The 26,790-nt window shown below is 59.3% G+C and carries 24 protein-coding genes; 13 read left to right on the top strand and 11 right to left on the bottom strand.

Annotated features, from left to right (window positions below; all coding sequences use genetic code 11):
* The first annotated feature begins 31 nt into the window (after positions 1-31).
* Entirely contained in the window at positions 32-1,153 is a 1,122-nt protein-coding gene (gene ispG, locus ACOERD_RS04405) for a flavodoxin-dependent (E)-4-hydroxy-3-methylbut-2-enyl-diphosphate synthase (RefSeq protein WP_419738172.1), read from the top strand.
* Here the strand turns inward: ispG and ACOERD_RS04400 are convergent, their stop codons facing one another.
* A complete protein-coding gene (locus ACOERD_RS04400) occupies positions 1,154-1,915 on the bottom strand; it encodes an agmatine deiminase family protein (RefSeq protein ID WP_419738348.1) in 762 nt (253 codons plus the stop codon). It abuts the gene before it with no gap.
* A complete protein-coding gene (locus ACOERD_RS04395) occupies positions 1,864-2,103 on the bottom strand; it encodes a hypothetical protein (RefSeq protein WP_419738171.1) in 240 nt (79 codons plus the stop codon). Before ACOERD_RS04395 ends, ACOERD_RS04400 begins: the two co-directional genes overlap by 52 nt.
* On the opposite strand from ACOERD_RS04395, the gene ACOERD_RS04390 reads away from it, so the two are divergent.
* Entirely contained in the window at positions 2,096-3,838 is a 1,743-nt protein-coding gene (locus tag ACOERD_RS04390; protein WP_419737624.1) for an IS1634 family transposase, read from the top strand. The genes ACOERD_RS04395 and ACOERD_RS04390 overlap by 8 nt on opposite strands.
* 6 nt (positions 3,839-3,844) lie before the next feature.
* On the opposite strand, the gene ACOERD_RS04385 is transcribed toward ACOERD_RS04390, so the two are convergent.
* The 3 genes from ACOERD_RS04385 to ACOERD_RS04375 are packed head-to-tail and all read right to left on the bottom strand — an operon-like array spanning position 3,845 to position 7,011.
* The gene (locus tag ACOERD_RS04385) at positions 3,845-4,819 is read right to left on the bottom strand and encodes an agmatine deiminase family protein (RefSeq protein ID WP_419738170.1); all 975 of its coding nucleotides are present in this window, start codon (positions 4,817-4,819) and stop codon (positions 3,845-3,847) included.
* 54 nt (positions 4,820-4,873) lie between these two features.
* On the bottom strand, positions 4,874-5,632 hold the full coding sequence (locus tag ACOERD_RS04380) for a DsbA family protein (protein ID WP_419738169.1): 759 nt from the start codon (positions 5,630-5,632) through the stop codon (positions 4,874-4,876).
* A complete protein-coding gene (locus ACOERD_RS04375) occupies positions 5,629-7,011 on the bottom strand; it encodes a M48 family metalloprotease (protein WP_419738168.1) in 1,383 nt (460 codons plus the stop codon). The genes ACOERD_RS04380 and ACOERD_RS04375 overlap by 4 nt, the downstream gene beginning before the upstream one ends.
* Here ACOERD_RS04375 and ACOERD_RS04370 point away from each other — a divergent pair.
* From ACOERD_RS04370 to ACOERD_RS04345, 6 genes are all read left to right on the top strand, one after another.
* On the top strand, positions 7,010-8,170 hold the full coding sequence (locus ACOERD_RS04370; RefSeq protein WP_419738167.1) for a pyridoxal phosphate-dependent aminotransferase: 1,161 nt from the start codon (positions 7,010-7,012) through the stop codon (positions 8,168-8,170). The genes ACOERD_RS04375 and ACOERD_RS04370 overlap by 2 nt on opposite strands.
* Before the next feature lie 66 nt (positions 8,171-8,236).
* Positions 8,237-9,457, top strand: coding sequence for an N-acetylmuramoyl-L-alanine amidase (locus tag ACOERD_RS04365; RefSeq protein WP_419738166.1), 1,221 nt, complete (start codon positions 8,237-8,239; stop codon positions 9,455-9,457).
* Positions 9,458-9,551: 94 nt separating this feature from the next.
* Positions 9,552-12,041 carry a penicillin-binding protein 1A gene (locus ACOERD_RS04360; protein ID WP_419738165.1) on the top strand — a complete coding sequence of 830 codons (2,490 nt, stop codon included), beginning with the start codon at positions 9,552-9,554 and terminating at the stop codon, positions 12,039-12,041.
* Between the two features lie 112 nt (positions 12,042-12,153).
* Positions 12,154-13,278 carry a peptide chain release factor 2 gene (gene prfB, locus ACOERD_RS04355; RefSeq protein WP_170373982.1) on the top strand — a complete coding sequence of 375 codons (1,125 nt, stop codon included), beginning with the start codon at positions 12,154-12,156 and terminating at the stop codon, positions 13,276-13,278.
* A 190-nt stretch (positions 13,279-13,468) separates the two neighbouring features.
* A complete protein-coding gene (locus tag ACOERD_RS04350) occupies positions 13,469-14,869 on the top strand; it encodes an amidase (protein WP_419738164.1) in 1,401 nt (466 codons plus the stop codon).
* A gap of 23 nt (positions 14,870-14,892) precedes the next feature.
* Positions 14,893-15,666, top strand: coding sequence for a DUF2189 domain-containing protein (locus ACOERD_RS04345; RefSeq protein WP_170688831.1), 774 nt, complete (start codon positions 14,893-14,895; stop codon positions 15,664-15,666).
* A 2-nt stretch (positions 15,667-15,668) separates the two neighbouring features.
* Here the strand turns inward: ACOERD_RS04345 and ACOERD_RS04340 are convergent, their stop codons facing one another.
* The 3 genes from ACOERD_RS04340 to ACOERD_RS04330 all read right to left on the bottom strand — a co-directional run bounded on the left by ACOERD_RS04340 (position 15,669) and on the right by ACOERD_RS04330 (position 19,020).
* On the bottom strand, positions 15,669-16,376 hold the full coding sequence (locus ACOERD_RS04340; protein ID WP_419738163.1) for a helix-turn-helix domain-containing protein: 708 nt from the start codon (positions 16,374-16,376) through the stop codon (positions 15,669-15,671).
* 265 nt (positions 16,377-16,641) lie between these two features.
* Positions 16,642-17,202 (bottom strand): acetolactate synthase small subunit, encoded by a 561-nt coding sequence (gene ilvN, locus ACOERD_RS04335; RefSeq protein ID WP_170373979.1) that lies wholly within the window; start codon positions 17,200-17,202, stop codon positions 16,642-16,644.
* A gap of 66 nt (positions 17,203-17,268) precedes the next feature.
* Complete coding sequence (locus ACOERD_RS04330; RefSeq protein ID WP_419738162.1) at positions 17,269-19,020, bottom strand: acetolactate synthase 3 large subunit; 1,752 nt, start codon at positions 19,018-19,020, stop codon at positions 17,269-17,271.
* Positions 19,021-19,445: 425 nt separating this feature from the next.
* Here ACOERD_RS04330 and ACOERD_RS04325 point away from each other — a divergent pair, with 425 nt between their 5' ends.
* Together ACOERD_RS04325 and ACOERD_RS04320 are read left to right on the top strand one after the other, a co-directional pair.
* Positions 19,446-20,291 carry a HalD/BesD family halogenase gene (locus ACOERD_RS04325; protein ID WP_419738161.1) on the top strand — a complete coding sequence of 282 codons (846 nt, stop codon included), beginning with the start codon at positions 19,446-19,448 and terminating at the stop codon, positions 20,289-20,291.
* A 46-nt stretch (positions 20,292-20,337) separates the two neighbouring features.
* Positions 20,338-20,658: a VOC family protein gene (locus ACOERD_RS04320; RefSeq protein WP_419738160.1), complete on the top strand. Its 321-nt coding sequence runs from the start codon at positions 20,338-20,340 to the stop codon at positions 20,656-20,658.
* Between the two features lie 85 nt (positions 20,659-20,743).
* On the opposite strand, the gene ACOERD_RS04315 is transcribed toward ACOERD_RS04320, so the two are convergent.
* Positions 20,744-22,486, bottom strand: coding sequence for an IS1634 family transposase (locus ACOERD_RS04315; RefSeq protein ID WP_419737624.1), 1,743 nt, complete (start codon positions 22,484-22,486; stop codon positions 20,744-20,746).
* Between ACOERD_RS04315 and ACOERD_RS04310 the strand changes: the two genes are divergently transcribed.
* Both ACOERD_RS04310 and ACOERD_RS04305 read left to right on the top strand, forming a co-directional pair.
* Positions 22,479-22,823 (top strand): hypothetical protein, encoded by a 345-nt coding sequence (locus tag ACOERD_RS04310; protein ID WP_419738159.1) that lies wholly within the window; start codon positions 22,479-22,481, stop codon positions 22,821-22,823. The two genes, ACOERD_RS04315 and ACOERD_RS04310, sit on opposite strands and share 8 nt — an antisense overlap.
* A gap of 46 nt (positions 22,824-22,869) precedes the next feature.
* On the top strand, positions 22,870-23,253 hold the full coding sequence (locus tag ACOERD_RS04305) for a bleomycin resistance protein (protein ID WP_419738158.1): 384 nt from the start codon (positions 22,870-22,872) through the stop codon (positions 23,251-23,253).
* 79 nt (positions 23,254-23,332) lie between these two features.
* Here the strand turns inward: ACOERD_RS04305 and ACOERD_RS04300 are convergent, their stop codons facing one another.
* The gene (locus ACOERD_RS04300; RefSeq protein ID WP_419738157.1) at positions 23,333-23,971 is read right to left on the bottom strand and encodes a response regulator transcription factor; all 639 of its coding nucleotides are present in this window, start codon (positions 23,969-23,971) and stop codon (positions 23,333-23,335) included.
* On the bottom strand, positions 23,968-25,401 hold the full coding sequence (locus ACOERD_RS04295; protein WP_419738156.1) for a cache domain-containing protein: 1,434 nt from the start codon (positions 25,399-25,401) through the stop codon (positions 23,968-23,970). Before ACOERD_RS04295 ends, ACOERD_RS04300 begins: the two co-directional genes overlap by 4 nt.
* A gap of 248 nt (positions 25,402-25,649) precedes the next feature.
* Here ACOERD_RS04295 and ACOERD_RS04290 point away from each other — a divergent pair, with 248 nt between their 5' ends.
* Positions 25,650-26,732, top strand: a complete 1,083-nt coding sequence (locus ACOERD_RS04290) for a TRAP transporter substrate-binding protein DctP (protein WP_170373973.1) — start codon at positions 25,650-25,652, stop codon at positions 26,730-26,732.
* Positions 26,733-26,790 lie beyond the last annotated feature (58 nt).

Genomic DNA, 26,790 nt, shown 5'->3' with positions numbered 1-26,790 from the left:
GGCAACCTAGGCTAGATGCGGACCACTCTTCATGTCGCTCAACCACGTACGTCCCTGGCGCGATATCTACCGCCGTAAATCCCGCCAGATCATGGTCGGCAACGTGCCGGTCGGAGGCGATGCTCCGATTACCGTTCAGACCATGACCAACACCCTGACCACTGATGTGGCGGCGACGGTCGCGCAGGTTCAGGCGGCGGCTGAGGCTGGTGCCGATATCGTGCGGGTTTCCGTTCCGGACGAGGACTCGGCCAAGGCGCTGAAAGAGATCGTGCGCGAAAGCCCGGTTCCCATCGTGGCTGACATTCACTTTCACTATCGCCGTGGCATCGAAGCGGCCGAAGCCGGCGCCGCTTGCCTGCGGATCAACCCGGGCAATATCGGCAACGAACAACGTGTGAAAGAGGTCATCAAGGCCGCAAGGGACCACAACTGTTCGATCCGGATCGGGGTGAATGCAGGCTCGCTAGAGCGACACCTGCTTGAGAAATACGGCGAGCCCTGTCCCGAGGCGATGGTCGAGAGCGGGTTGGAACATATCCGCATTCTGCAGGATAATGATTTCCACGAATTCAAGATCAGCGTGAAGGCCAGCGACGTGTTCCTGTCGGCGGCGGCCTATCAGGGCATTGCCGAGGCTACCGATGCACCAATCCATCTGGGCATCACCGAGTCCGGCGGGCTAGTCAGCGGCACCATCAAATCCGCCATCGGTCTGGGCAACCTGCTGTGGATGGGGATCGGAGATACGATCCGCGTCAGCCTGTCCGCCGACCCGGTCGAAGAGGTCAAGGTCGGTTTTGAAATCCTTAAATCGTTGGGCCTGCGCCATCGCGGCGTCAACATCATTTCCTGTCCGTCCTGCGCGCGTCAGGGATTTGACGTGATCAAAACCGTCGAGGCGCTGGAGCACCGCCTGGAACACATCAAAACGCCGATGTCCCTGTCGATTATCGGTTGCGTCGTCAACGGCCCAGGCGAGGCACTGATGACCGATGTCGGCTTCACTGGCGGTGGAGCAGGGTCGGGCATGGTCTATCTGGCGGGCAAGGCTAGCCACAAGATGTCGAACGATCAGATGATCGATCATATCGTGGAAGAGGTCGAGAAAAAGGCCTCTGAACTGGATGCGGCAGAGGAGGCTGCAGAGTAGCTATACTGCGGGCATTTGCTGCGTCGCACAATGAATGCCTCCGCCCAGTTCGCCCAACGTGTCGACATTCAATGAAACGACCTCGCGCCCGGGGTAGTGACGCCCAAGGGCATTGCGCGCAATTTTGTCCGTTTCACTATCTCCGAACTCGGCAATCAACACTGCACCGTTGCAGACATAGTAGTTTGCATATGAGGCTACGAATTCCGGGTCATGAACACGTCGTTCGAAAGGTTCGGGGATGACGTCGATCTGCAAGCCTTCGTCCGCAAGCCGATCGTGAGTGTCCAGTGCAGCAAGGTGAAACGGATCACCCATGTCCGGTTCATCTGGAAGGTTGATGAGAACGCGCCCCGGCCCTGTAAAGCGGGCTAGGCTATCAATATGGTAGTCGGTGATGTCTTGTCCCAAGACACCCTCGGACCAAATGATGCGGTCAGCGCCATAAGCTGCCAGCAGACGGCTTTCGATTTCGGCGTGTGCCATGCCAGGATTGCGGTTTTCATTCACCCAAGAGCTTTCATGCGCCATGAGCAGCCCATGCCCATCCTGCTCGACCCCACCAGCCTCGCCTTGCAAACCGGTGGGTCGCAGAGTTAGGCCCAGCCGATCCGCGACCCTGCTGGCTACTTTTGCATCGAGGGCGTGGAGTTGCTTTTGCCCCCAGCCATTGAATTGGATTTGGCTGATGGCCAGTTTGCCTTGTCCGTCTACGACAAAAACCGGACCGGAGTCTCGGCACCAAAGGTCTTCGGTAGGGATGTCCCAAAACTCGACCTGCGAAGAAAGCCTCCTGCGGGCGGCGCCTGACTTCCGACCTTTTTGTTGATCTGACTGGGTTTTTGGTTTGTTTTCAGGTGTGGTTGCTCAGAGGCGCGTTGTAGTGCCCCATTATTATAAAAAGTATTGACATGGGCCTTCAGATGGCTAACCTCTTCGCCCATGTTCATCCGCACCAAACATGACGCAAAGCTCAACCGCACACGGATCCAGATCGTTGAATCCGTCCGCACCGGCTCCAAGGTACGCCAGAAGATCCTGCGCCATGTGGGTGTGGCCCATAACGACAGCGAGATTGAGGATATCAAGCGTCTGGCGGGCCGCTTGATGGAGCAATTACGCATTGATCGCTCGCCGCAAATGGAACTGTTCACGCCCACGGAATATGCCGATCTGCAGGCGCTGGTGCGCCGCGCTCCGCGGCCGGACAAGCTTGGCGTTGATCTTGCCGAGTGCCGTGAGGAGGCGCGGGTCTCTCTGGGTCTGCGGGATGTCATGGGGACGATGTATGACCAACTGGGTTGGGGGGCCCTTCTGGGGGCGGCGCGTAAAAGTGCCAATCGCATTGTGAAAGAGCTGGTTATGGCGCGGATCGCACAGCCCGAGAGCAAGCGCGCGACCGTGGAGGCGTTGGAGAACCAGGCAGGCATCACGCTCAATCTGGACGTGGTCTATCGGAGCATGGATTACATCAATACGCCGGTGATAGACGGGATTTGCAAAACCTCTCACGCGGCGGCAGAGAAGTTGCTGGGCGGGCCAGTGACCGTGCTGTTCTACGATTGCACGACCCTGGCCTTTGACACCGAGCGCGAGGACCCGGCCGAGGATGCGGACGGGGTCGAGCAGGATCATCTTCTGGCCAAGGGCTTCAGCAAGGATGGCAAGCATCACCGCGCTCAGGTCATGCTGGCGCTGATCGTCACCTCCGATGGGCTGCCTGTGGGCTATGAACTCTTCCCGGGAAACACCTGGGAAGGTCATACGCTGGAAGCTGCGCTGAAGGCGTTGGAGGGACGCTTCGACGTGGCCAGGGTCACGTTCGTGGCCGATGCCGCCATGCTCAGCAAGGACAACCAGCAGATGTTGCAGAACAAGGGTCTGCCCTACATCCTCGGCTATCGCATGAAGTCCGCCCCGGCCGCCGTGAAGGCGAACATTTTGAGCCCGGAGGGACGCCAGCCTTGGGCTGGACACGGTTCTGAAGAGGCAACCGAGAAGGGCTGGTACAAGGTGATCGACCAGGAGGGAGCGCGGGTCATTGTGACCTGGTCACCCACCCGGGCACGCAATGATGCCCACAAGCGCGACAAGGCAATCGAAAAGCTGCACAAGAAGCTCAAGCGCTCTCGCAAACCCGGCAGCTTCAGCAGCCGGGGATATGGCCGCTTCCTGGCCTTCCCCGACAGCGGGGACGTCACGCTGGATGATGCAAAGATCAAGGCAGCGGCACAATGGGACGGGCTGCATGCCATTGTTGTTCATGGTGCGGACGAACTGGAGGCACAGGACGTCATTGCCCGCTATCACCAGTTGTGGGAGATCGAAGCCTGCTTCCGCACCAACAAGCACGATCTGAAAATCCGGCCCATCTATCACTGGTCGCCGCGTCGGGTCCGGGCCCATATCGCCATCTGCTACATGGCCTTCTGCTGCCTGCAGCACCTGCGCAAGCATCTGGACCTGCTCGGACACCCGATGAGCCCGGCTCGTATCCGCAACGAGTTGAACGCATTGCAGCTCTCGATCCTGCGCCACAAAGGCACCCCTGACCGCTACGGCATGCCAAGCCATGCCACGGTCGATGCCAGACGCATCCTCACCTGCGTCGGCCTGACCTGGAACGAAGCCCCTTTCAAGATACCCCCCGGGCGCACCCGAAAAACTGGCCAGACCAAAGCCTGAGCTCCCTCAACACTCCGAAACAATCGCTGGCGAAAAAAGTCCGTGTAGTGCCTTTTGGCAACCAAGGCATAATAATATCAATGACTTATACGAAAAAATGTCGGAAGTCAGGAACACTGCACCGTTGCAGACATAGTAGTTTGCATATGAGGCTACGAATTCCGGGTCATGAACACGTCGTTCGAAAGGTTCGGGGATGACGTCGATCTGCAAGCCTTCGTCCGCAAGCCGATCGTGAGTGTCCAGTGCAGCAAGGTGAAACGGATCACCCATGTCCGGTTCATCTGGAAGGTTGATGAGAACGCGCCCCGGCCCTGTAAAGCGGGCTAGGCTATCAATATGGTAGTCGGTGATGTCTTGTCCCAAGACACCCTCGGACCAAATGATGCGGTCAGCGCCATAAGCTGCCAGCAGACGGCTTTCGATTTCGGCGTGTGCCATGCCAGGATTGCGGTTTTCATTCACCCAAGAGCTTTCATGCGCCATGAGCAGCCCATGCCCATCCTGCTCGACCCCACCAGCCTCGCCTTGCAAACCGGTGGGTCGCAGAGTTAGGCCCAGCCGATCCGCGACCCTGCTGGCTACTTTTGCATCGAGGGCGTGGAGTTGCTTTTGCCCCCAGCCATTGAATTGGATTTGGCTGATGGCCAGTTTGCCTTGTCCGTCTACGACAAAAACCGGACCGGAGTCTCGGCACCAAAGGTCTTCGGTAGGGATGTCCCAAAACTCGACCTGCGAAGAAAGCCTCCTGCGGGCGGCGTTTTGATGTTCTGCCGCAGCCAACATCGTTACAGGCTCAAATGCCGCGATCGCGTTGGCAATGTCCGCAATTGTCTGTTGTACCAAGTCTAGAAATATCTGGTCGCGATAGACTTTTCTACTGCTGGGCCATTGCATGAAAGTGCGCTGATGACGCATTTCCTCGGCCGGTACGTAGTAGCCAGAACGAGGCTGGGTTGAGGATTGACTTGGCAAACCCATAGCTCCCAGCGCCCCTCCGGCAATCAAAAGCTGTCGACGATTCACTTCGGGAGTCTACCCTTGTTCAGCCCGCACTCCGTCTGCGATCTGCTTCATCTGATCCGCTGGTAGGAAGCCGCGCAGCATTTCGGTGCCCAGCACAAACGAGGGCGTGCCGGTGATCTGCATCCGTTGTGCCAGTTCTCGGGTGCGGGTGATCTCTTCGGTGACCTGGTTGCTGTCCATCGCGGCGATGATGGCGTCGCTGTCCAGGCCAAGCCCGTTTGAGATACGGCGCAGGGTCACTTCGCTGGGTTCTCCGCTGAATTCCATCAGGGCGTCGTGGACCTGTTTATAGGCGTCATCCCCGGCGACATGTTTGGTCGCCACGGCGAAGCGTGAGGACAGAACCGAGGCATCGCCCAGAATCGGGAACTCTCTGATCACAAGGCGGATATTGCCGTCCTCTGCCAGCAGGCTGGCCACCTCGGGCACGGCACGGCGGCAATAGCCGCAACGGTAGTCCATGAACTCGACCAAGGTGATGTCGCCCTCCGGGTTGCCGCCCACCCAGCTATAGCCATCATTGAACAGCTCATCCGCGTTCGAGGCGACCAGATCACGGTCGGCTTGTTCTTGGGTCGCTGCGTTGCGCTCCTCCAGAATGGTGATCGCTTCGATGATCACTTCGGGGTTTTCCAGCAGATACTCGCGCACCTGTGCTCCGAACTCGGCCTTTTCGGCATCGCTCAGCGCGTTGAGGTCCAGCGCCTGCGCCGAAGTCGATATCAGGGAAAGCCCCAAAAGGGCGGGGGCTGCATGTTTCAGGATCATTTGCGTTTCCTTTTCGCTTTCTCTGCGCGTTTTGAGGCAATCAACACATCTTGTGCCCTTTGCCAACCCGGTGAGCCTTCGGGAAGTTGCCCGATGGCCCGTCTTGCGTGAATGCCTGCATCGGCCAGTCGGCCCTGTAAGGCGTATCGTTCTGCGGTGACGGTCGAAGCCATCCCGTTATTGCCAACCTTGGAATAGGCCACTCCCAAATCTCGCATCAGCCGCGCGTTGCGGTAGTCGCGGGCGCGGGCTTTCTCAAGCGCTTCCAACGCCGTGTCGGTCTGGCCTTGTAGCAGCAGCGCTCGTCCGTATCCTGCAAGGATCAACGCATCGTGCGGCGCCATTTCAACCGCTTGGGCATATGCATTAACAGCATCGGATAATTGCCTGTTTTCCAGAAGGATTTGCCCTTTCAGTTCATAGTAGAAGGGATCCTGGGGCCGAATTTTCAAGGCTTCATCTATCGCTGCGCGCGCACGGGCCAGATCGCGGTTCTGGTGATGGGCCGACGCCTCGCGCATCATTCTGATATCGTACGCCGTTTCCTCTTTCGCGCGGCGCATTGTCCAGCTTGGAGAGCGCAGAAAGGCCGAGAGCTTGCCCTTCACCCGTGCAAACCAATAGTCGGCGGTTTCATTGGGTTGGGTCTGATCGCCAAACTCGTCCAGAAACGCCTCAGCCGCGCGCAAGCGGTCCCGGCTGGTGGGGTGCGAGCGCATATAGGGGTCTTGATTGGCCGTGCTCAGCAACTCCTGACCTGCGAATTTCCGGTGGATCGCGACCATCCCCTTGGGTGAGATTCCAGCCCACCGCAGATAGCTGGCCGCGCTGCGATCGGCCGAGGCTTCCTCGGCCCGTGTGTGCCCCAGAAAGCTGCGAATGGCCGCGCCCTGCGTGCCGGCTGCAATCCCGGCAGCAGCTTCCCCTCCGCCCGCAGCGGCTGCGATCAAGGCAAGCGCCGTACCGAGGCTCGCCTTGCGCTGCGCGTCCTGCAGGTTCTGGTGACGGCGGGCCAGATGACCGTTGGCGATATGGGCGGCCTCATGGGCGATGACGGCTTGCAGCATTTCGGGGCTGTCGACCGACAGGATCAGGCCGTAGTTCAGGTAGATCGCGTTGTAGTCGATCACGAAGGCGTTGAAGGTGTTGTCGTTGACCACCAGAATACGCACCTGATTGGTGCTTAGCCCGGCGGCACGCAGCACCGGAAAGGCCAGTTCACGCAGGCCAAACTCGATATCGGGATCGCGGATCAGGCTTTGGGCGTGGCTCTGCGCTGCCGCCGTCAGCCAGAGGACAGCCGCAAGTATCAGGGCTGGGATTGACGCCAGCCGGGATACGCGTTCAAAAGCCATGGCTGCAACATGGGAGATGGGCATGAGAAACTCAACCCGGTCCGGGGTCGATCCGTTTATTGTGATGGACGTGATGGAGGCCGCGCGCAAAGCCGAAGAGGCCGGACGCCACATCATTCATATGGAGGTCGGCCAGCCCGGAACCGGCGCCCCGAAAGGAGCGACCGAAGCCCTCGCAAAGGCAATGGAGCAAGGCCCGTTAGGCTATACCGTCGCGCTTGGACTGCCCGCTCTGCGCCAGCGGATCGCGCAGATGTATGGCGAGTGGTACAATGTCGATCTGAACCCCGAACGGGTGGTGGTGACGCCGGGGTCTTCCGGCGGGTTCTTGCTTGCCTTTACCGCGCTGTTCGACAGCGGGGATCGCGTGGGGATCGGTGCGCCAGGCTATCCGTCCTACCGTCAGATCCTCAAGGCGCTTGGGCTGGTGCCCGTCGACCTGCCGACCTTGCCCGAGAATCGGCTGCAACCGGTGCCTTCGGATTTTGCCGGACTTGATCTTCAGGGCCTGATGGTCGCGTCACCCGCCAATCCGACCGGCACTATGTTGGATCATGCCTCGATGGGCGCGTTGATCGACGCCGCGCAGGGGCAGGGTGCCTCTTTCATCAGCGACGAGATCTACCACGGGCTGGAATATGAGGCCAAAGCCGTCACTGCGCTGGAGCTGACGGATGAGTGCTACGTGATCAACTCGTTCTCGAAGTATTTCTCGATGACCGGTTGGCGCGTCGGTTGGATGGTCGTTCCCGCGGATCAGGTCCGAGTGGTTGAGCGGATCGCCCAGAACATGTTCATCTGCGCGCCCCATGCCAGCCAGGTGGCCGCCTTGGCCGCGATGGATTGCGATGAGGAGCTGCAGGCCAATCTCGATGTTTACCGCCGCAACCGCGAGCTGATGCTCGAAGGCCTACCCAAGGCCGGTTTTACGAATATCGCGCCACCAGACGGGGCGTTCTACGTCTATGCCGATGTCTCTGACCTGACAGATGACAGCCGCGCCTTTGCCGCCGAGATTCTTGAACAGGCCGGTGTCGCTGTCACGCCCGGTTTGGATTTCGATCCTGAGCGCGGGCATACGACCCTGCGATTCTCCTACGCGCGGGCCACGGCGGATATTCAGGACGGGTTAGAGCGTCTGCGCAGCTTCATGGCCGAACGCGGCGCGTTGCAGCCGGTGTAAAGCGTTCACAAGAGGGGGCGGATGCGCTAGGGTCGCGCTCAAACGATCTCGGGAAAACTTGAGGCCATGAGCAGGATTTTCTATTGCATCGCGCTGATCTGGGCGCTGTCCGGTGCCGCATTGGCGCAGGACTTTACTGCGTTGGCGCGCGTGCAGCCGGACCAAAGCCGCATCATCGATTCTGGTCGCACAGCGGTTCAGGTCGATCTTGGCGTCAGTCAGGGGGTGCCTTACCGGATCTTCACGCTGCGCGATCCCTACCGCATGGTTCTCGACTTTCAGGAGGTCGACTGGACTGGCCTCAATGCCGGAGAATTTCCGCAAACCGACCGGATCAGCGGCGTGCAGTTCGGGGCCTATGTCCCCGGCTGGTCCCGTATGGTGCTGGAACTGGGCGCACCGATGGCGGTGGACACGGCCGAGTTGCGTTTGGATGAGGCCTCGGGGGCGGCGCTGTTGACCCTTCAATTGGTCGGTACCGATTTTGACACGTTCAACGCGTCCGCTGGCGTGCCGCAGAACCACGGCTGGGATCTTCCAGAACCCGCCGTCACCACGTCCGAGGTCCCGCGCAATGTGGCGCAGGTCATGCGGGTGATGCTGGACCCCGGCCATGGCGGTATCGACCCGGGCGCCGAGTTTGGCGGCATTGACGAGAAAACCATGATGCTGACCTTCGCGCGCGAACTGCGCGAATTACTTTTGCGGTCAGGTGGTTACGAGGTAGTACTGACCCGGGTCGAGGATCAGTTCGTCTCACTAGAGCGTCGTATCGCTCTGGCACACAGGGCGGGTGCAGATGTGTTTATCTCGCTGCATGCCGATTCCCTCTCCGACGGGCAGGCCCACGGCGCGGCGGTCTATACCTTGTCCGAGGATGCCTCGGACGTGGCCAGCGTCAAACTGGCAGAGCGTCATGATCGGGGCGATCTTTTGTCCGGGGTCGATCTGAACGGGGCAGATGATCAAGTAACTGATGTGCTGCTGGATATGGCGCGGCAGGAGACCAAACCCCGCACCACATCGCTTGCGGGCGCGATTGCCAATGGCATGGCGCAACAGGGCGGGCCGATGAATCGCAAACCGCTGCGCACAGCCTCATTCTCGGTGCTGAAGGCGGCGGATATCCCATCCGTTCTGGTCGAGCTTGGGTTTCTTTCCAGCCCCAGAGACTTGAAAAACATCAAAAATCCCGAATGGCGCGCCAAAATGGCGCTGGGGATTTATCAGGGGCTCGAGGACTGGCGGCAGCAAGATGTGATCAGACGGTCCATGATTGGACAGTGACCTGACGACGCAAAACGGCTAGAATGCGCTTGTGGTTTTGACCCTCGGGCTTGGCATCCCTATATAGGCGGCAGCGCGAAAAAAAGGCAGTGACGTGATCCGGTTCATTCTATCGATTTTCGGGGCAGTTTTCAGCCTCGTGACTTTGGGTATCTTCATGGTTGCGCTGGTGATCGGCGCGGTCTTCTGGATGTATGGCCGCGATCTGCCCAGCCACGAGTCGCTGGCCCAGTACAAGCCGCCCACGATCAGCCGGATCTATTCCGGCGAAGGTCAGTTGATCGACGAATTTGCCCAGGAACGCCGTCTGTTCACCCCGTCCGAGGAAATCCCCGATCTGGTGAAACAGGCCTTCATCTCGGCGGAAGACAAGAATTTCTACACCCATCAGGGCTATGACCCGCGCGGCATCATCGCTGCTGGTGTCGAAGCTGTACGCACCAAAGGTGAAACTGTTCGCGGGGCCTCAACCATCACACAGCAGGTGATGAAGAACTTTCTGTTGTCGGGCGACCGCCGGGCCGAGCGTAAGATCAAGGAAATCATCCTCGCCACCCGGCTTGAGGACACGCTCGACAAGGAACAGATCCTCGAGCTTTACATGAACGAGATCTTTCTGGGTCAGAACTCCTATGGTGTGACCGCTGCGGCGCAGACCTATTTCAACAAGACCCTGCAGGAACTGGCTCCGCATGAGGCAGCGATGCTGGCCGCGATGCCTAAAGCGCCGTCGGACTACCACCCAGTCCGCCAGAAGGAACGTCTGCTGGCCCGCCGCAACTACGTTTTGCGCGAGATGAACCAGAACGGTTACATTGATCAGGCGACTTATGAGACAGAGGTCGAGATGCCACTGCGTTCGGTCCAGAACGGGGATTTCGAAAGCTTCCGGACTGCGTTGCCGCCGCGCGATTACTTCACTGATGAAATCCGCCGTCAGCTGAGCGAAGACTTCGGCGAGGGTGAGTTCTTTACCGGCGGTTTCACCGTGCGCGCTTCGGTCGACGAAGAGATGCAGGTCGAGGCCGCGCGTGCGCTGCGTGAGGCATTGCAGAAATACGACCTGTCACGTGGCAGATGGCGTGGCACGGGCGAGGTGATCGCCGAAGAACAGCTGGGGGATGAAGCCCAATGGCGCGATGCATTGGCGCAGATGGAGATTCCCCGTGACGTCGTCCTGCCGACCCAATGGTATCCCGCTGTTGTGCTGGATGTGGCCGAGCAACAATTGACCGTAGGCATCGAGGATGGCCCCGCCGATGGCACCATTCCTCGCTCTGACATCAAATGGATGCAGGGCAACTTCTTCGACAATTTCAAACGCGGCGATGTGATCCTTGTCATGGCCGGGGAAGGGGGGCAGTGGTCCGCCCGTCAGGTGCCAGAAGTGCAGGGTGGCTTTGTCGCGATGGACGTGAACTCGGGCCGCGTTCTGGCGATGCAGGGCGGGTTCTCGTATCAGGATACCGTGTTCAACCGCGCCACGCAGGCGCAGCGTCAGCCGGGCTCCTCGTTCAAGCCGTTCGTTTACGCGGCCGCGCTCGACAGTGGCTATAGCCCCGCAACAATCGTTGTGGACGCTCCGATTGAGGTGAATACCCCTCAGGGCCTGTGGCGCCCCAAAAACTCGTCGAACAAATTCTACGGCCCGACGCCACTGCGCACCGGGATCGAACAGTCGCGGAACCTGATGACCATCCGTCTGGCGCAAGAGGTCACGATGCCCGTCGTCGCGGGTTATGCGGAACGGTTTGGGGTGTATGACCGAATGGGTGCGTTCCTGGCCAACTCGCTGGGATCCGAAGAAACCACGCTGTATAAAATGGTTGCGGCCTACGCGATGTTCGCCAATGGCGGTGAGCGGGTCGAACCTACTCTGGTCGACCGGATTCAGGACCGCTTTGGTAAGACGATCTATCGCCATGACGATCGCCAGTGCCTCGATTGCAACTCGACCTGGCTCGAGCCAAACGAGTCGCCGACCATTGAAACCAATCGCTCTCAGGTCATGGATGCGATTACCGCCTATCAGCTGACCTCGATGATGAAGGGAGTTGTGGATCGCGGAACGGCGTCGCGCTATGTCAACCTTCCGGTGCCGACGGCGGGCAAGACCGGAACCACCAACGACTCCAAGGATGCGTGGTTCATCGGCTTCACCTCGAACATCGTGGCCGGTTGCTATATCGGCTATGACCGCCCGCGTCCGATGGGCCGGGGGGCCTATGGTGGTACCATGTGCGGGCCGGTCTTTCAGAGCTTCATGGAAAAAGCCGTTGAGAAATACGGCGGTGGTCCGTTCGAGGTGCCCGAGGGTGGTCACTTCATCAAGATCGACCGTTTCAGCGGTGCGCGCCTGCCTGCGGATGCATCCGGCGAATATGTCGTGGCCGAGTTCTTCCGGGATGGTGTGGATGGGTTTATCGACCGCGTTTATGACGGCGGCTTTGCCATCGGATCGGACCTTCCGCTGTTCGAAGAGGCGCAACGCGCAGGCGTTCAGGTCCAAACCTCGACCGGTAGCACTGTCACTGTTGGTCCCAAAGCCTCGCAAGGGGATTTGAGCACTGGCGGCCTTTACTGATCGCTTTGTAAAATCTCTAGCGGCCAGACGTGTAATCCCGTCTGGCCCGTCTTGTGGTGGCCTTCCGCTCTTGCTATCACGCAGTCCTGTTTGACCAAGTTGGGGCAAGACCATGCGCGCCGAAACCCAGAATATCGTGGCGGAAATCGAAAAGTCGCTAGAGCTGCTGGCACAGCGCATGGACTACGAAACCGCGCCCCATCGGCTTGAGGAGTTCAATGCGCGAGTCGAGGATCCGAACCTATGGGACAGCCCCGAGAACGCACAGAAACTGATGCGCGAACGGCAGATGCTGGTCGACGCGATCGAGACCTACGAGTCCATCAAAACCGATCTCAGCGACAATATCGAGCTGATCGAGCTGGGCGAGATGGAAGAGGATGAAGAGGTTGTTCAGGACGCCGAAGCCTCGATCAAGTCTCTGAAGGACAAAGCCGCCAAGAAAGAGCTGGAGGCTCTGCTCGATGGCGAGGCTGACAGCAACGATACCTTCCTCGAGATCAACTCGGGCGCGGGCGGGACCGAGAGCTGCGACTGGGCCTCGATGCTGGCGCGGATGTATGTGCGTTGGGCGGAGAAGAAGGGCTATACGGTCGAGCTGCAATCTGAGACCGCGGGCGAGGAAGCCGGGATCAAGTCGGCAGCCTACAAGATTTCCGGTCACAATGCCTATGGCTGGCTGAAATCGGAAAGCGGCGTGCATCGTCTGGTACGAATCTCGCCTTATGACTCGGCGGCCAAGCGGCATACATCGTTCAGTTCGGTCTGGGTCTACCCCGTGGTCGATGACAATATCGAGATTGAGGTGAACCCGGCCGATATTCGGATTGATACCTATCGGTCCTCGGGTGCGGGTGGTCAGCACGTGAACACCACGGACTCGGCCGTGCGGATCACGCACATCCCGACCGGGATCGTTGTGACGTCGTCCGAGAAGTCGCAGCACCAGAACCGCGATATCGCCATGAAGGCGCTGAAATCGCGCCTCTACCAGCAAGAGCTGGACCGCCGGAACGCCGACATCAACGCGGCGCATGAAGCCAAAGGGGATGCGGGCTGGGGCAACCAGATCCGATCCTACGTCTTGCAGCCTTATCAGATGGTGAAGGATCTGCGGACCAATCATGAGACCTCGGACACCAAAGGTGTGTTGGACGGGGATCTGGATGGGTTCATGGCGGCGACCCTGGCGTTGAACGTGGCCGGTAAAAGCCGGTCCGAGGCGCAAGGCGACTAAGGTTGGGCAGGGGGCGCTGCCCCCGCCGCGGCAAGCCGCAACTCCCCCGAGATATTTTTAGCCAGATGAAGGAGATCCGGGTGGTGCTTGGCCATTCGGGAAAAGATGTATTTAAACAATGGGTTTTATTGGTCGGGGTGCGCGGCTAGGCTGGATCTGAACCAAAAAGATCGAGGCGATTGAAACACGGATGGATGTCACTCAGCTTTCCGCAAAGACGCTTGTCAATCAGCTGTCATCTGGTGCTGTTTCAGCGGTCGAGGTGATGGCTGCGACGCTGGAGCGGATCGAGGCCGTGAATGGAACAGTCAACGCGATTGTGGCGTTGCGCGACGCGGATGATCTGATGGCCGAGGCGGTGGCACTGGATGCGGGCACCAATCGGGGGCCACTGTATGGGTTGCCGATTGCAGTGAAGGATCTGGTCAATGTCGCTGGGATAGTGTCGTCGCAGGGATCGCCGCTGTTTCGCGATTTTGTGCCCGAACAGGACGATCTGATTGCAGCGCGGATGCGCGCGGCGGGGGCAATCTTGATTGGTAAGACCAACACGCCCGAGTTCGGACTTGGCTCGCACACGTTCAACCCGGTCTATGGCGCGACCCGGAACCCCTATGACGGCGCGCGTACCTGTGGCGGGTCGTCTGGCGGCGCGGCGGTTGCGTTGGCGACTGGGATGGTCGCGTTGGCCGATGGCTCGGATATGATGGGAAGCCTTCGAAATCCGGCCGCGTGGAATAACGTCTATGGATTTCGCCCAAGCTGGGGGCGGGTACCTTCGGAACCCGTTGGAGATGGGTTTCTGCATCAGTTGTCGACTCTGGGGCCAATGGCGCGCAGCCCTGAGGATTTGGGGCTATTGCTCGACGTGATCTCGGGCGCTGATCCCCGGTCACCTTTGGTCACGGATGCCGGGCATGTGAGCCCCGTTCAAGCCGCTGATCTTCGCGGGGTTCGGATTGGCTGGTTGGGAGATTGGGGCGGCGCGTTTCCGGTTGAGAACGGCATTCTGGACCTTTGCCGCGATGCCCTAAGCGTTTTCGTAGACCAAGGCGCAGTGGTCGAAGATGTGTCTCCGCCCTTCGATGCGGAAAAGATGTGGGACAGTTGGGTTACCCTGCGGTCTTGGTCGGTGGCAGCGGGACTGCAGCCGTTGCTGGGCAAATCAGAGGCCTTGAAGGACAGCGCGCAGTGGGAGTTGGAGCGTGGCCTGACGCTATCCGCGATGCAAGTACATGAGGCCAGCGTTGCTCGGTCGGAGTGGTTCCGGCGGGCGGCTGAGCTGTTTCAGGACTACGATGCTCTGGTTTTGCCGGCCGCACAGGTCTGGCCGTTCGATATTGAGACGCCGTATCCGAGCGAGATCAAAGGACGGGCGATGGATACCTATCACCGTTGGATGCAGGTGACGGTACCAGTCAGCCTGATTGGTTTGCCCTGTCTGGCTGCGCCTGCCGGGTTCAGAGCGGAAGGCCTGCCAATGGGCTTTCAGCTGTTTGGGCCCAAAGGGTCGGACGCCCGGCTATTGTCCATGGGTGCGGCGTATCACGAGGCAACGACATGTCCGCAGAAAAGGCCCGCGATGAGATAGGGCCAGACGGGGAGGAGAAATAGATGGAAAGACCTTTCGGAGCGCCTCAGATGCGCCCTGTTGACAGTGGGATGCTGAAACAGGCGATGCGGCGGGCGTGGGTTGACCTCCGCAGGGCGCCGCTGTTCGGCTTGATATTTGCGGGGTTTTATGTGCTGGCGGGCTGGGCGATCGCCTGGGTGACCCTTCGGACGGGAACAAGCTATTGGCTGGTCCTCGCCGCGATCGGGTTCCCTCTGATCGGACCGTTTGCGGCGGTCGGGCTTTATGAGGTCTCACGTCGCTTGGAGGCGGGGGAGGAGCTTGATTTCAAGGCGATATTCGGAGTCGTTTTACAACAGAGCCGCCGCCAGTTGCCCTCAATCTCCGCGATCATCGTGGTGATGTTTCTGTTCTGGTTCTTTCTGGGTCATATGATCTTTGCCCTGTTCATGGGGCTGTCGACGCTGACGAACGTGTCTTCGTCGCTCGAGGTATATCTGACGTCGAACGGGTTGATGATGCTGGCCGTAGGGTCGGCCGTCGGGGCGGTCTTTGCCACCATCCTCTACATGATCACCGTGCTGTCCATCCCGATGCTGCTGGACCGCGAGCTGGATTTCGTGACGGCAATGATCGAGAGCTTCTCTTACGTGAAGGCCAACTTTCCGGTCATGATCGGGTGGGGCATTTTCATCGCCGTGCTGACGTTTGTCGCGATGGTGCCGTGGTTCCTGGGATTGCTGCTGGTGCTGCCGCTTTTAGGTCACGCAAGCTGGCACCTGTATCGCCTGATCTGCGAGGATGACCCGAGCTAGCGCTAGTCGGGCCTGTGGGCCTTTATCAGCTTGCGCGCGGCGCCGAGCGCATCTGTTGCATCCTGCCCCAGCCGGGTTAGGGTCACGGGGCGCGCGTCGTCTTTGTCCGGGCGCGTGTAGCTTGTACCTTGCCAGAGGGTATCTTTCTTGCTGACCACATAGACCCGGCTGTTTTGGCCGTTACGACCGGAAATCAGCATGTAGACATAATCGCCGGAACAGCTCGCTATACCGCGCACCTCTCGTGCCATGGATGGGCTGCCGGGCATCACGCTGCGCGGTGTGAAGCCACGGATCAACGTGCATTGTGGCAGCCGTTTGGCGTGCAAAACAATGGACGTCCGGGTGTCCGTCGCCGCATAAAACCCTGGCGGAAAGGTGCAGTCGTGGGTGGCCTGAGCGCCCGAGCCGAGGAATTGCGTCAGAGTGGCGTTCACATGATGCGTATTGGCATCCGGGATGTCGTCAAGCGGGGTCAGAACGATACGGGCATCCACATCAAAGAAGCGGCATATCCGGTCCAGAACATCCGCGCGCGGAAAGCTCTCGCCCGCAAGATACCTGTTGAACTGCGTTCGGTTGATGCCTAGTTCGCGGCACAATGCAGAAATCGAAGGGTAGTTTCGCGCCAAGCGTCTGAGGTTCGCGCCGAACATGGCGCGAAGTTCGTCCGGGCTGCGCGTATCCTCTGGCATCGGTTCCCCCTGCATCGGCGGTTTCAGTCGTGAAAACAGCGGTGCAGATCGGCAGACCGGATGTGTGACCGAAATCGTAAAGATGACCCCAAAGCAACGTTTCCCCACGCCGCGTTGCACCAGAGATGCTAATCCGACGTTGGGTAAAGGCAATAGGTATTTGTCTACTGGGGGTGACCTTTACAGTTTATTTGCAGGCTTTTTTGCGCGAAGTATCAAATAGACATTTGCCGAAAAAAGCGAAGGGTCCCGGCGATGCCCTGCCGGGACCTTGCAGTTGTCAGTCGCCGCGCAACAGGGCAGCAACGCCAGTTCTGGCGATTTCGACGAGCCCCAACGGGCGCATGAGGTCAGCAAAAGCATCGATCTTGTCGGGAGCGCCCGTGATCTCAAATATGAACGAGTTCAACGTGCTGTCGACCACATTGGCGCGGAAGATATCGGCCAGACGCAGCGCCTCGACCCGCTTGTCGCCTTCGCCAACGACCTTGATGATCGCCAGTTCCCGCTCGACCGAGGGGCCTTCGACAGTCAGGTCATGGACCTCGTGAACCGGCACGATACGGCCCAGCTGTGTTTTGATCTGTTCGATCACCTGCGGGGTGCCGGTGGTCACGATGGTGATGCGGCTAAGGTGCCCAGTGTGGTCGACCTCGGCCACGGTCAGGCTTTCGATGTTGTAGCCACGGCCCGAGAACAGGCCTATCACGCGGGCTAGAACGCCCGGCTCGTTCTCAACCAGAACCGCAATCGTATGGCGCTCCTGCACGTCCGAAAAGGTCGGGCGTAGGTTGTAGGCCGAGTGGCGGGTAGAGCCTTTTTTGATATGTAGGGCAGACATTTACGTCCCTTTCATCATCTTGCGAAAACCGGGCGTCGGGCGCCCGGTCAATTCCGACGAATGTTGTTAAACCAGAACCGAACCTTTGGAATCGATCACGCCCTGCGTTTCGGCCTCGCCCAGCAGCATCTCGTTATGGGCTTTGCCCGACGGGATCATGGGGAAGCAGTTCTCGTGCTTTTCAACAAGGCAGTCAAAGATCACCGGACCGTCGTAGTTGATCATCTCCATGATCGCGTCGTCCAGATCGGCGGGGTCGGAACACAGGATGCCCTTGGCCCCGAAGGCCTCGGCGAGTTTGACGAAATCGGGCAGGGCCTCGGACCACGAATGCGAGTAACGCTCACCATGGAGCAGCTCCTGCCATTGGCGGACCATGCCGAGGCGTTCGTTGTTCAGGATGAACTGTTTCACGGGCAGGCGGTACTGAACGGCGGTGCCCATTTCCTGCATGTTCATCAACCACGAGGCCTCACCTGCGACGTTGATCACCAGGGCGTCGGGATGCGCCATCTGCACACCGATCGAAGCCGGAGTGCCGTAGCCCATCGTGCCCAGACCGCCTGAGGTCATCCAGCGGTTGGGGTCTTCGAACCCAAGGTACTGCGCGGCCCACATCTGGTGCTGACCAACTTCGGTCGTGATGTAGCGATCGTGGTTTTTCGTCAGCTCTTCAAGGCGTTGCAGCGCGTATTGCGGTTTGATCGTTTTTTCGCTGTTCGTGTAGGCGAGGCAGTTGACCTTGCGCCAGTCGGCAATTTGCTCCTGCCATTTGGCGACCGAAGCCACGTCGGTCTTGCGGCCGCGCGATTTCCAGACCTTCAGGATATCTTCCAGGACATGCGCAACGTCGCCGACGATCGGGATGTCGACGCGGATCACCTTGTTGATCGACGAAGGATCGATGTCGATATGCGCCTTTTTCGAGTTCGGCGAGAACGCGTCGATACGGCCGGTAATCCGGTCGTCGAACCGCGCGCCGATGTTGATCATCAGGTCACAGTCATGCATCGCCAAGTTGGCCTCGTAGAGACCATGCATACCCAGCATGCCCAGCCAGTTCTCACCTGACGCCGGATAAGCGCCAAGGCCCATCAGGGTCGAGGTGATCGGGAAACCAGTGGCATCCACCAGTTCACGCAGCAATTGGCTGGCTGCGGGGCCCGAGTTGATGACGCCGCCGCCGGTGTAGAAAACGGGTTTCTTGGCGGTTTCGATCGCGGCGACCAGTTCGGTGATTTCTTCCAGATCGCCCTTCAGAACAGGCTGATAGCGAGAGGTCGAGGTCTTGGGGCCGGTATAGTCACCCGATGCAAACTGCACGTCCTTCGGAATGTCGATCAGCACCGGACCCGGACGGCCCGAGGTGGCAACATGGAACGCCTCGTGCATGGTTTCAGCCAGCGAATCCGTGTCCTTCACCAGCCAGTTATGCTTGGTGCAGGGGCGGGTGATGCCAACGGTGTCGGCCTCTTGGAACGCGTCCGAGCCGATCATGAAGGTCGGGACCTGACCGGTCAGAACAACAATCGGGATCGAGTCCAGCAGCGCATCCGTCAAACCTGTGACCGCGTTGGTCGCGCCGGGGCCGGATGTCACCAGCGCAACGCCGGGTTTACCCGTCGAGCGGGCGTAGCCTTCGGCGGCGTGGACTGCGCCTTGCTCATGCCGCACCAGGACGTGGCGAATGTCGTTTTGCAGAAAGATCTCGTCATAGATCGGTAGGACGGCGCCACCGGGGTATCCGAATACTGTGTCCACGCCCTGATCCTTGAGGGCCTGAACCACCATCTTTGCGCCGGTCATCTCACGTGTCATCTGCTTTGCTCCGTTCGCGACATGTGTCTTGCGTTTGCCAAAAAAAAGCCCCCGAGGTTTTCGGAGGCGCATGGGTTCGATTGTGGTTTTCCGTTACCGGCCCATACGCATGTTTCCTACGATTACGACTAGCGTGTTCATCGCCAGAGGCTCCTTATCAGCTTGCAGGGGACATTATGTTCGGCACGAAGGAGCGTCAACAGTCAATCGTATGAATTTCATGACCGGATTGATGAAATTTGCGACATTTTGTTGCGCAAAATGACGCATGTCGGGAATTTCCGGCAAAATAGAGTGGCTCGCGTGGTGTTTTGACGGATTTCCGACTTGTCTAAATCCGCCAACACGATGTCTGAAATGAACCAGAAGCGCGCCAGGTGCTGCGGCAGGCTGCCTTGTATGAGGGGCAAACAGGGGGGTCGGCCTTGCTGCAGGAACTCGTGGATTTGGGACGCTATCCGATTGATCGTCCGGACTCGAGCGCGTACCGCCAGTTGATCGGTGATCTGCGCCGAGAGCTGGAACATGACGGTTGCGCGGTTCTGCCGGGCTTTGTGCACGAGGCCGGGTTGGAGCAATTACTGGCAGAGGCAGATGCCGTCGCGCCCAAGGCTCACCGGTCCTTCAACCGTACGAATGTCTATTTCACCAAGGATGACCCCAGCTATGGGATCGGGCATCCGGTGCGTCGGTTCTATGATAGGTCGAATGCGTTTGTACCTGCGGATAATTTCCCCGGATCAGGGCCTTTGCGGCGCATCTACGAGTTCGACGGTTTTTTGCCCTTCATTCGCGATGCGCTGGATGAGCCTGAGGATCGGTTCTTTCGCTATGATGATCCGTTGGCGGATGTCATCATCAATGTCGTGGAAGAGGGGCAGGGATTTCCCTGGCATTTCGACACCAACAACTACACGGTGACTCTGGCCATTCAGAACGCCGAGACAGGCGGTGCGTTTGAATATGCCCCGGATCTGCGCAGTTCAGACGACGAGAATTTTTCGGCGGTAAGGGCTGTTTTGGATGGCAATATGCAGGCCGTTCGCAGGATCGACTTGCAGCCCGGTGATCTGCAAATATTCCAAGGTCGCTATGCCCTGCACCGAGTTGCGCCGGTTGAAGGCGCGCGCAAGCGCTATGTTGGCATCTTCTCGTTTGTGGATACCGAAGGCATGTGCGGCGGGGTTGAGAGGACGCGGCAGCTCTATGGCCGGGTTTTACCGCATCACTACGCGCGTGAGGGCCGCCGGGCCGATGAATTGTTGGACTGAGTTGCCGGCAAAGGTAGGCTAGGGCCCATTCAGAGAGGGCTTTGGCATGGCAAGTATATTGCAACTCACTCCGTTTGTTTTGTGTTCGTCGTTGCAGAACCAGATTGATTTCTATTGCGACCGTTTGGGATTCAGCTGCGGGTTTCAACAGGACAATTATGCTTTTCTTTCGCGCGGACCGGTGGCTATTCGGCTGCTGGAATGCCCGCCGCGAGACGATGGCAAGCTGCTGGGTGAAGAGCAGTCCTTTTACATAGATGTCGAGGGGGTTGATGCGCTGTATGACAGCCTCAAACCGGGTTTGGAAGATCTGCCCGACGGACGTGTGCGCCCTCCGTTTCCTGACTTCCGACATTTTTTCGTATAAGTCATTGATATTATTATGCCTTGGTTGCCAAAAGGCACTACACGGACTTTTTTCGCCAGCGATTGTTTCGGAGTGTTGAGGGAGCTCAGGCTTTGGTCTGGCCAGTTTTTCGGGTGCGCCCGGGGGGTATCTTGAAAGGGGCTTCGTTCCAGGTCAGGCCGACGCAGGTGAGGATGCGTCTGGCATCGACCGTGGCATGGCTTGGCATGCCGTAGCGGTCAGGGGTGCCTTTGTGGCGCAGGATCGAGAGCTGCAATGCGTTCAACTCGTTGCGGATACGAGCCGGGCTCATCGGGTGTCCGAGCAGGTCCAGATGCTTGCGCAGGTGCTGCAGGCAGCAGAAGGCCATGTAGCAGATGGCGATATGGGCCCGGACCCGACGCGGCGACCAGTGATAGATGGGCCGGATTTTCAGATCGTGCTTGTTGGTGCGGAAGCAGGCTTCGATCTCCCACAACTGGTGATAGCGGGCAATGACGTCCTGTGCCTCCAGTTCGTCCGCACCATGAACAACAATGGCATGCAGCCCGTCCCATTGTGCCGCTGCCTTGATCTTTGCATCATCCAGCGTGACGTCCCCGCTGTCGGGGAAGGCCAGGAAGCGGCCATATCCCCGGCTGCTGAAGCTGCCGGGTTTGCGAGAGCGCTTGAGCTTCTTGTGCAGCTTTTCGATTGCCTTGTCGCGCTTGTGGGCATCATTGCGTGCCCGGGTGGGTGACCAGGTCACAATGACCCGCGCTCCCTCCTGGTCGATCACCTTGTACCAGCCCTTCTCGGTTGCCTCTTCAGAACCGTGTCCAGCCCAAGGCTGGCGTCCCTCCGGGCTCAAAATGTTCGCCTTCACGGCGGCCGGGGCGGACTTCATGCGATAGCCGAGGATGTAGGGCAGACCCTTGTTCTGCAACATCTGCTGGTTGTCCTTGCTGAGCATGGCGGCATCGGCCACGAACGTGACCCTGGCCACGTCGAAGCGTCCCTCCAACGCCTTCAGCGCAGCTTCCAGCGTATGACCTTCCCAGGTGTTTCCCGGGAAGAGTTCATAGCCCACAGGCAGCCCATCGGAGGTGACGATCAGCGCCAGCATGACCTGAGCGCGGTGATGCTTGCCATCCTTGCTGAAGCCCTTGGCCAGAAGATGATCCTGCTCGACCCCGTCCGCATCCTCGGCCGGGTCCTCGCGCTCGGTGTCAAAGGCCAGGGTCGTGCAATCGTAGAACAGCACGGTCACTGGCCCGCCCAGCAACTTCTCTGCCGCCGCGTGAGAGGTTTTGCAAATCCCGTCTATCACCGGCGTATTGATGTAATCCATGCTCCGATAGACCACGTCCAGATTGAGCGTGATGCCTGCCTGGTTCTCCAACGCCTCCACGGTCGCGCGCTTGCTCTCGGGCTGTGCGATCCGCGCCATAACCAGCTCTTTCACAATGCGATTGGCACTTTTACGCGCCGCCCCCAGAAGGGCCCCCCAACCCAGTTGGTCATACATCGTCCCCATGACATCCCGCAGACCCAGAGAGACCCGCGCCTCCTCACGGCACTCGGCAAGATCAACGCCAAGCTTGTCCGGCCGCGGAGCGCGGCGCACCAGCGCCTGCAGATCGGCATATTCCGTGGGCGTGAACAGTTCCATTTGCGGCGAGCGATCAATGCGTAATTGCTCCATCAAGCGGCCCGCCAGACGCTTGATATCCTCAATCTCGCTGTCGTTATGGGCCACACCCACATGGCGCAGGATCTTCTGGCGTACCTTGGAGCCGGTGCGGACGGATTCAACGATCTGGATCCGTGTGCGGTTGAGCTTTGCGTCATGTTTGGTGCGGATGAACATGGGCGAAGAGGTTAGCCATCTGAAGGCCCATGTCAATACTTTTTATAATAATGGGGCACTACAACGCGCCTCTGAGCAACCACACCTGAAAACAAACCAAAAACCCAGTCAGATCAACAAAAAGGTCGGAAGTCAGGTGCAAATATTCCAAGGTCGCTATGCCCTGCACCGAGTTGCGCCGGTTGAAGGCGCGCGCAAGCGCTATGTTGGCATCTTCTCGTTTGTGGATACCGAAGGCATGTGCGGCGGGGTTGAGAGGACGCGGCAGCTCTATGGCCGGGTTTTACCGCATCACTACGCGCGTGAGGGCCGCCGGGCCGATGAATTGTTGGACTGAGTTGCCGGCAAAGGTAGGCTAGGGCCCATTCAGAGAGGGCTTTGGCATGGCAAGTATATTGCAACTCACTCCGTTTGTTTTGTGTTCGTCGTTGCAGAACCAGATTGATTTCTATTGCGACCGTTTGGGATTCAGCTGCGGGTTTCAACAGGACAATTATGCTTTTCTTTCGCGCGGACCGGTGGCTATTCGGCTGCTGGAATGCCCGCCGCGAGACGATGGCAAGCTGCTGGGTGAAGAGCAGTCCTTTTACATAGATGTCGAGGGGGTTGATGCGCTGTATGACAGCCTCAAACCGGGTTTGGAAGATCTGCCCGACGGACGTGTGCGCCCTCCGTTTGATCAGCCCTATCAGCAACGCGAGTTTCACGTCATTGACGAGGATGGGACATTGATCTTTTTCGGTGAGGATATCAGGCCGCGCGGGTAACCCTCCCGCCCATCGTCAAAGCGCCTGCGGCGCGCCTCCTCTGGTTGGGCCGGGCAGCGCGTGCCGCGCTGCGGGTGGCTCAGAAGCCGACGCCGGTACCCTGTAACACGCCATGTTCCAGCGCATAGCGGGTCAGGCCCGCTGTTGAGGAGATGCCCAGTTTGCGTTTGATGTTTTTGCGGTGGGTTTCGACCGTCCGGACCGAGATATCGAGCGCCTGAGCGACTTCCTTATTGGATTTGCCCTGCGCCAGTTCCAAAAGGATGGTCTGTTCGCGCCCGGTAAGGGCTTCGCGGGCGCTGTCGCCTTTGGGCTTCAAGGACCCGCTGGCGCCGGTGCATAGATATTGCTCGCCCTTCATCACGGCATCAATCGCCTCTTTGATCTCATCCGTGGGGACGTCTTTCAGCACATATCCTTTGGCCCCGTGGCTGAGCGCAGTCGAGATGTATTCGGGGCTGTCATGCATCGACAAGATCAGAATGCGGGTCTCGGGCAGGCGTTCGAGGATCAGTTCGGTCGCGCTCAGGCCGCCGAGGCCGGGCATGTTGAGGTCCATGAGGATCACGTCGGGCCTCAACTCGGCCGCGTGATCAACGGCGGCTTGACCGCTGCCCAGAGTGCCGACGACCTCGATCTCATCATAGCTTTCGAGGATCGACTGGATGCCCTCGGCTACCATGGGGTGATCGTCAACGATGAGGACTCGGATGGTCATGTCCCGGCCTTTCGGTTCGGTGTTGCGTCTTCCTGCGGCGGCAGCAGGTGGCTGAGGGGCAGGCTGACTTCGATCACCGTGCCCCCGTGCGGACCGCGTGATGACAGAATACGCAACGTGCCGTCAAGCTGTTCGATCCGTTCCTGCATGTTGCGTAGCCCGATGCCGGTGCCGATCTGATCTGGTTCAGAGCGCAGACCGCGCCCGTCATCAGTGATCCGCATAGTCGCGCCTTTCTTGTGCCCGCGCAGGTCGATTGTAACATGCGAGGCGTCTGCGTGGCGCTCAATATTGGTCAAAGCTTCTTGAGCGATGCGGTAGAGGGCGATCTTGCTGTCCTGATCGAGCCGGTTGCGGAAGACAACGGTCGAAAACTCGGTTTCGATCCCGGTGCGCTCGCGGAAGTCATCGGTCAGCGCCTTGAGAGCCGGGCCGAGGCCCAGATCATCCAGCACGCCAGGGCGCAGGTCGCGGCTGATGCGGCGCACTTCGGTGATCGCCGTGCCAAGGTGATCAATGCCCTTGTCCAATGGGGCCTGCGCGCCGGCGTCGTCGCCTCGGGACAAGCGCCTTCGCGCATTGTCTAGCGCATAGCGGACACCGACAAGAATCTGGCTGATCCCGTCATGCAGCTCGCGCGCGACGCGGCCGCGTTCTTCTTCTTGGGCGTCGAAGACCCGCTGGGTTAGCTCTTTCAGCTTGGCATCTGCAAGCCGACGCTCGCGTATGTTCAGCAACATGCCCGAGGCGAAGACAATCAGAACCGAGGCCACAACGATGGCGCCGATATACATGAAGGTGCGCTGGACCCGGTCCTCGACCTCGGCGCGGGCATTGGCGACGGTGGCCAATATGTCGTCGATGAAGACACCGGTGCCCACGGCCCAACGCCAATCCTGCAGGCCCACAACATAGGCGATCATCTGCGCCTCTTCCCCGGTCGAAGGCTTTTCCCACATGAAACTGTGCCAGCCTGCGCCTTGGCGTGCGAGACGGATGAACTCATCCACGACCGGAGTACCGTCGCTGTCGGTCAGACCGTCCCAATTGCGGTTGATGAACTGGGTCTGGCGGGGGCTGACCAGGTTCGTGCCGTCGTAATCATAGACGAAGAAGAACCCGTCCTGCCCGTAGATCATCGCCGAAAGGATCTGTGTGACCAGAGTTTTGGCGACATCATCATCGGGTTCGGCACGCCCGTAGATATAGGCAAACCCGTTGCGCGCCTGTGTGACATAGTTCTTCAGCTCTTCCTTCTTGGCCTCGATCAGGCGCAGCTCCAGCGCCTGAATTTCGCGCTCGGATGTCGCACGGGCCTGATAGGCAACCAGAAAGGCAATGGCCGCGACGGCAACGACCAAAGGGATGGCCGCAACCAAAGACAGTTTCTGCGCAAAAGTCAGCGAAACCAGATGTCGGAGTCTTTGCATGGTCGAATCGATACGCAAGCGGCGGCGAAAATGCAAAAAGATTGAGCGTTTCTGGGGATAAATGCCCTCGGGAACATGGGATGGCTGGCTTTTTTGCCGATTTTATCTGCGAAAAACGAGCAGAAATTCGGGTTTCTACGCAGTAGTAGGTATTCCCTTTCATATCCCTGCCTCTAGGCTCCGATCCATTGAAAGCGACAGGCCCGGACACCTCCGGGTGATGACTTATGAAGGGGAGGAACACTCATATGGATCGTCGTTCATTTCTGAAGAAATCTGCTCTGGGCGGCTCGGCAGCTGCGGCAACCGCACTGGCGGCACCGGCTTATGCGCAGGGTCAGCGGACCCTGACCATGGTGACCTCGTGGGGTCGTGGTCTGGCCGGCGTGTTCGACAGCGCGCAGCGCTGCGCCGACAGCATCAACGCGATGTCGGATGGCAGCCTGAATGTTGAAATCAAAGCAGCAGGCGAGCTGGTTGGCGCGTTCGAAGTTTTCGACGCCGTTTCGTCCGGTCAGGCCGACATGTACCACGCGGCAGACTACTACTTTGTGGGTCAGCACCCGGGCTATGCCTTCTTCACCGCTGTTCCGTTCGGCATGACCGCGCAGGAACTGGTGAACTGGTACTACCACGACGGCGGTATGGAGCTGCATGACGAGCTGGGCTCGATCTTCGGCCTGAAATCCTTCCTGGCCGGTAACACCGGCGCGCAGGCAGGCGGCTGGTACTCGAAAGAGATCAACGGCCCCGAGGATTTCCAGGGTCTGAAGTTCCGTATGCCGGGTCTGGGTGGACAGGCGCTGGGCAAACTGGGCGCATCGGTTCAGAACATTCCGGGTTCGGAAGTGTATCAGGCGCTGTCCTCGGGTGCGATTGACGGCACCGAGTGGATTGGGCCCTGGGCGGACGAAAAAGCGGGCTTCCAGGAAATCACCAAGACCTACTACACCGCGGGCTTCCACGAGCCGGGCGCAGGTCTGTCGCTGGCAACCAACCGCGACGTGTTCGACGAACTGACACCGGCCCAGCAGAAGATCATCGAGATCGCAGCTGCCGAAGCGCACCAGTGGAACCTGGCGCAGTTCCTGGCCAACAACGGCGCAGCCCTGCAGCGTCTGCAGTCGGGTGGCGTGAAGGTCATGGAATTCCCAGACAGCGTTTGGGATGCGTTCGGTCAGGCTTCGCAGGAGGTTCTGGACGAGAACATGGGCGACGAGCTGTTCAAGAAGATCCACGACAGCGCAATGGCGTCGATGGCATCGTCCTCGGGCTGGCTGAACCTGTCGTCGGGTGCCTACACCGCTCAGCGCGACCGCGTTCGCGGCTAATCCCAAGTGAACTGACCAAACGGTTTCCCCGCAATCGCGGGGGAGCCTTTCTTGTTGC

Origin of the sequence: Ruegeria sp. (assembly GCF_965199275.1) — a bacterium.
Classification (GTDB): Bacteria; Pseudomonadota; Alphaproteobacteria; order Rhodobacterales; family Rhodobacteraceae; genus Ruegeria.
This window is presented reverse-complemented; position numbering and strand designations above follow the sequence as displayed.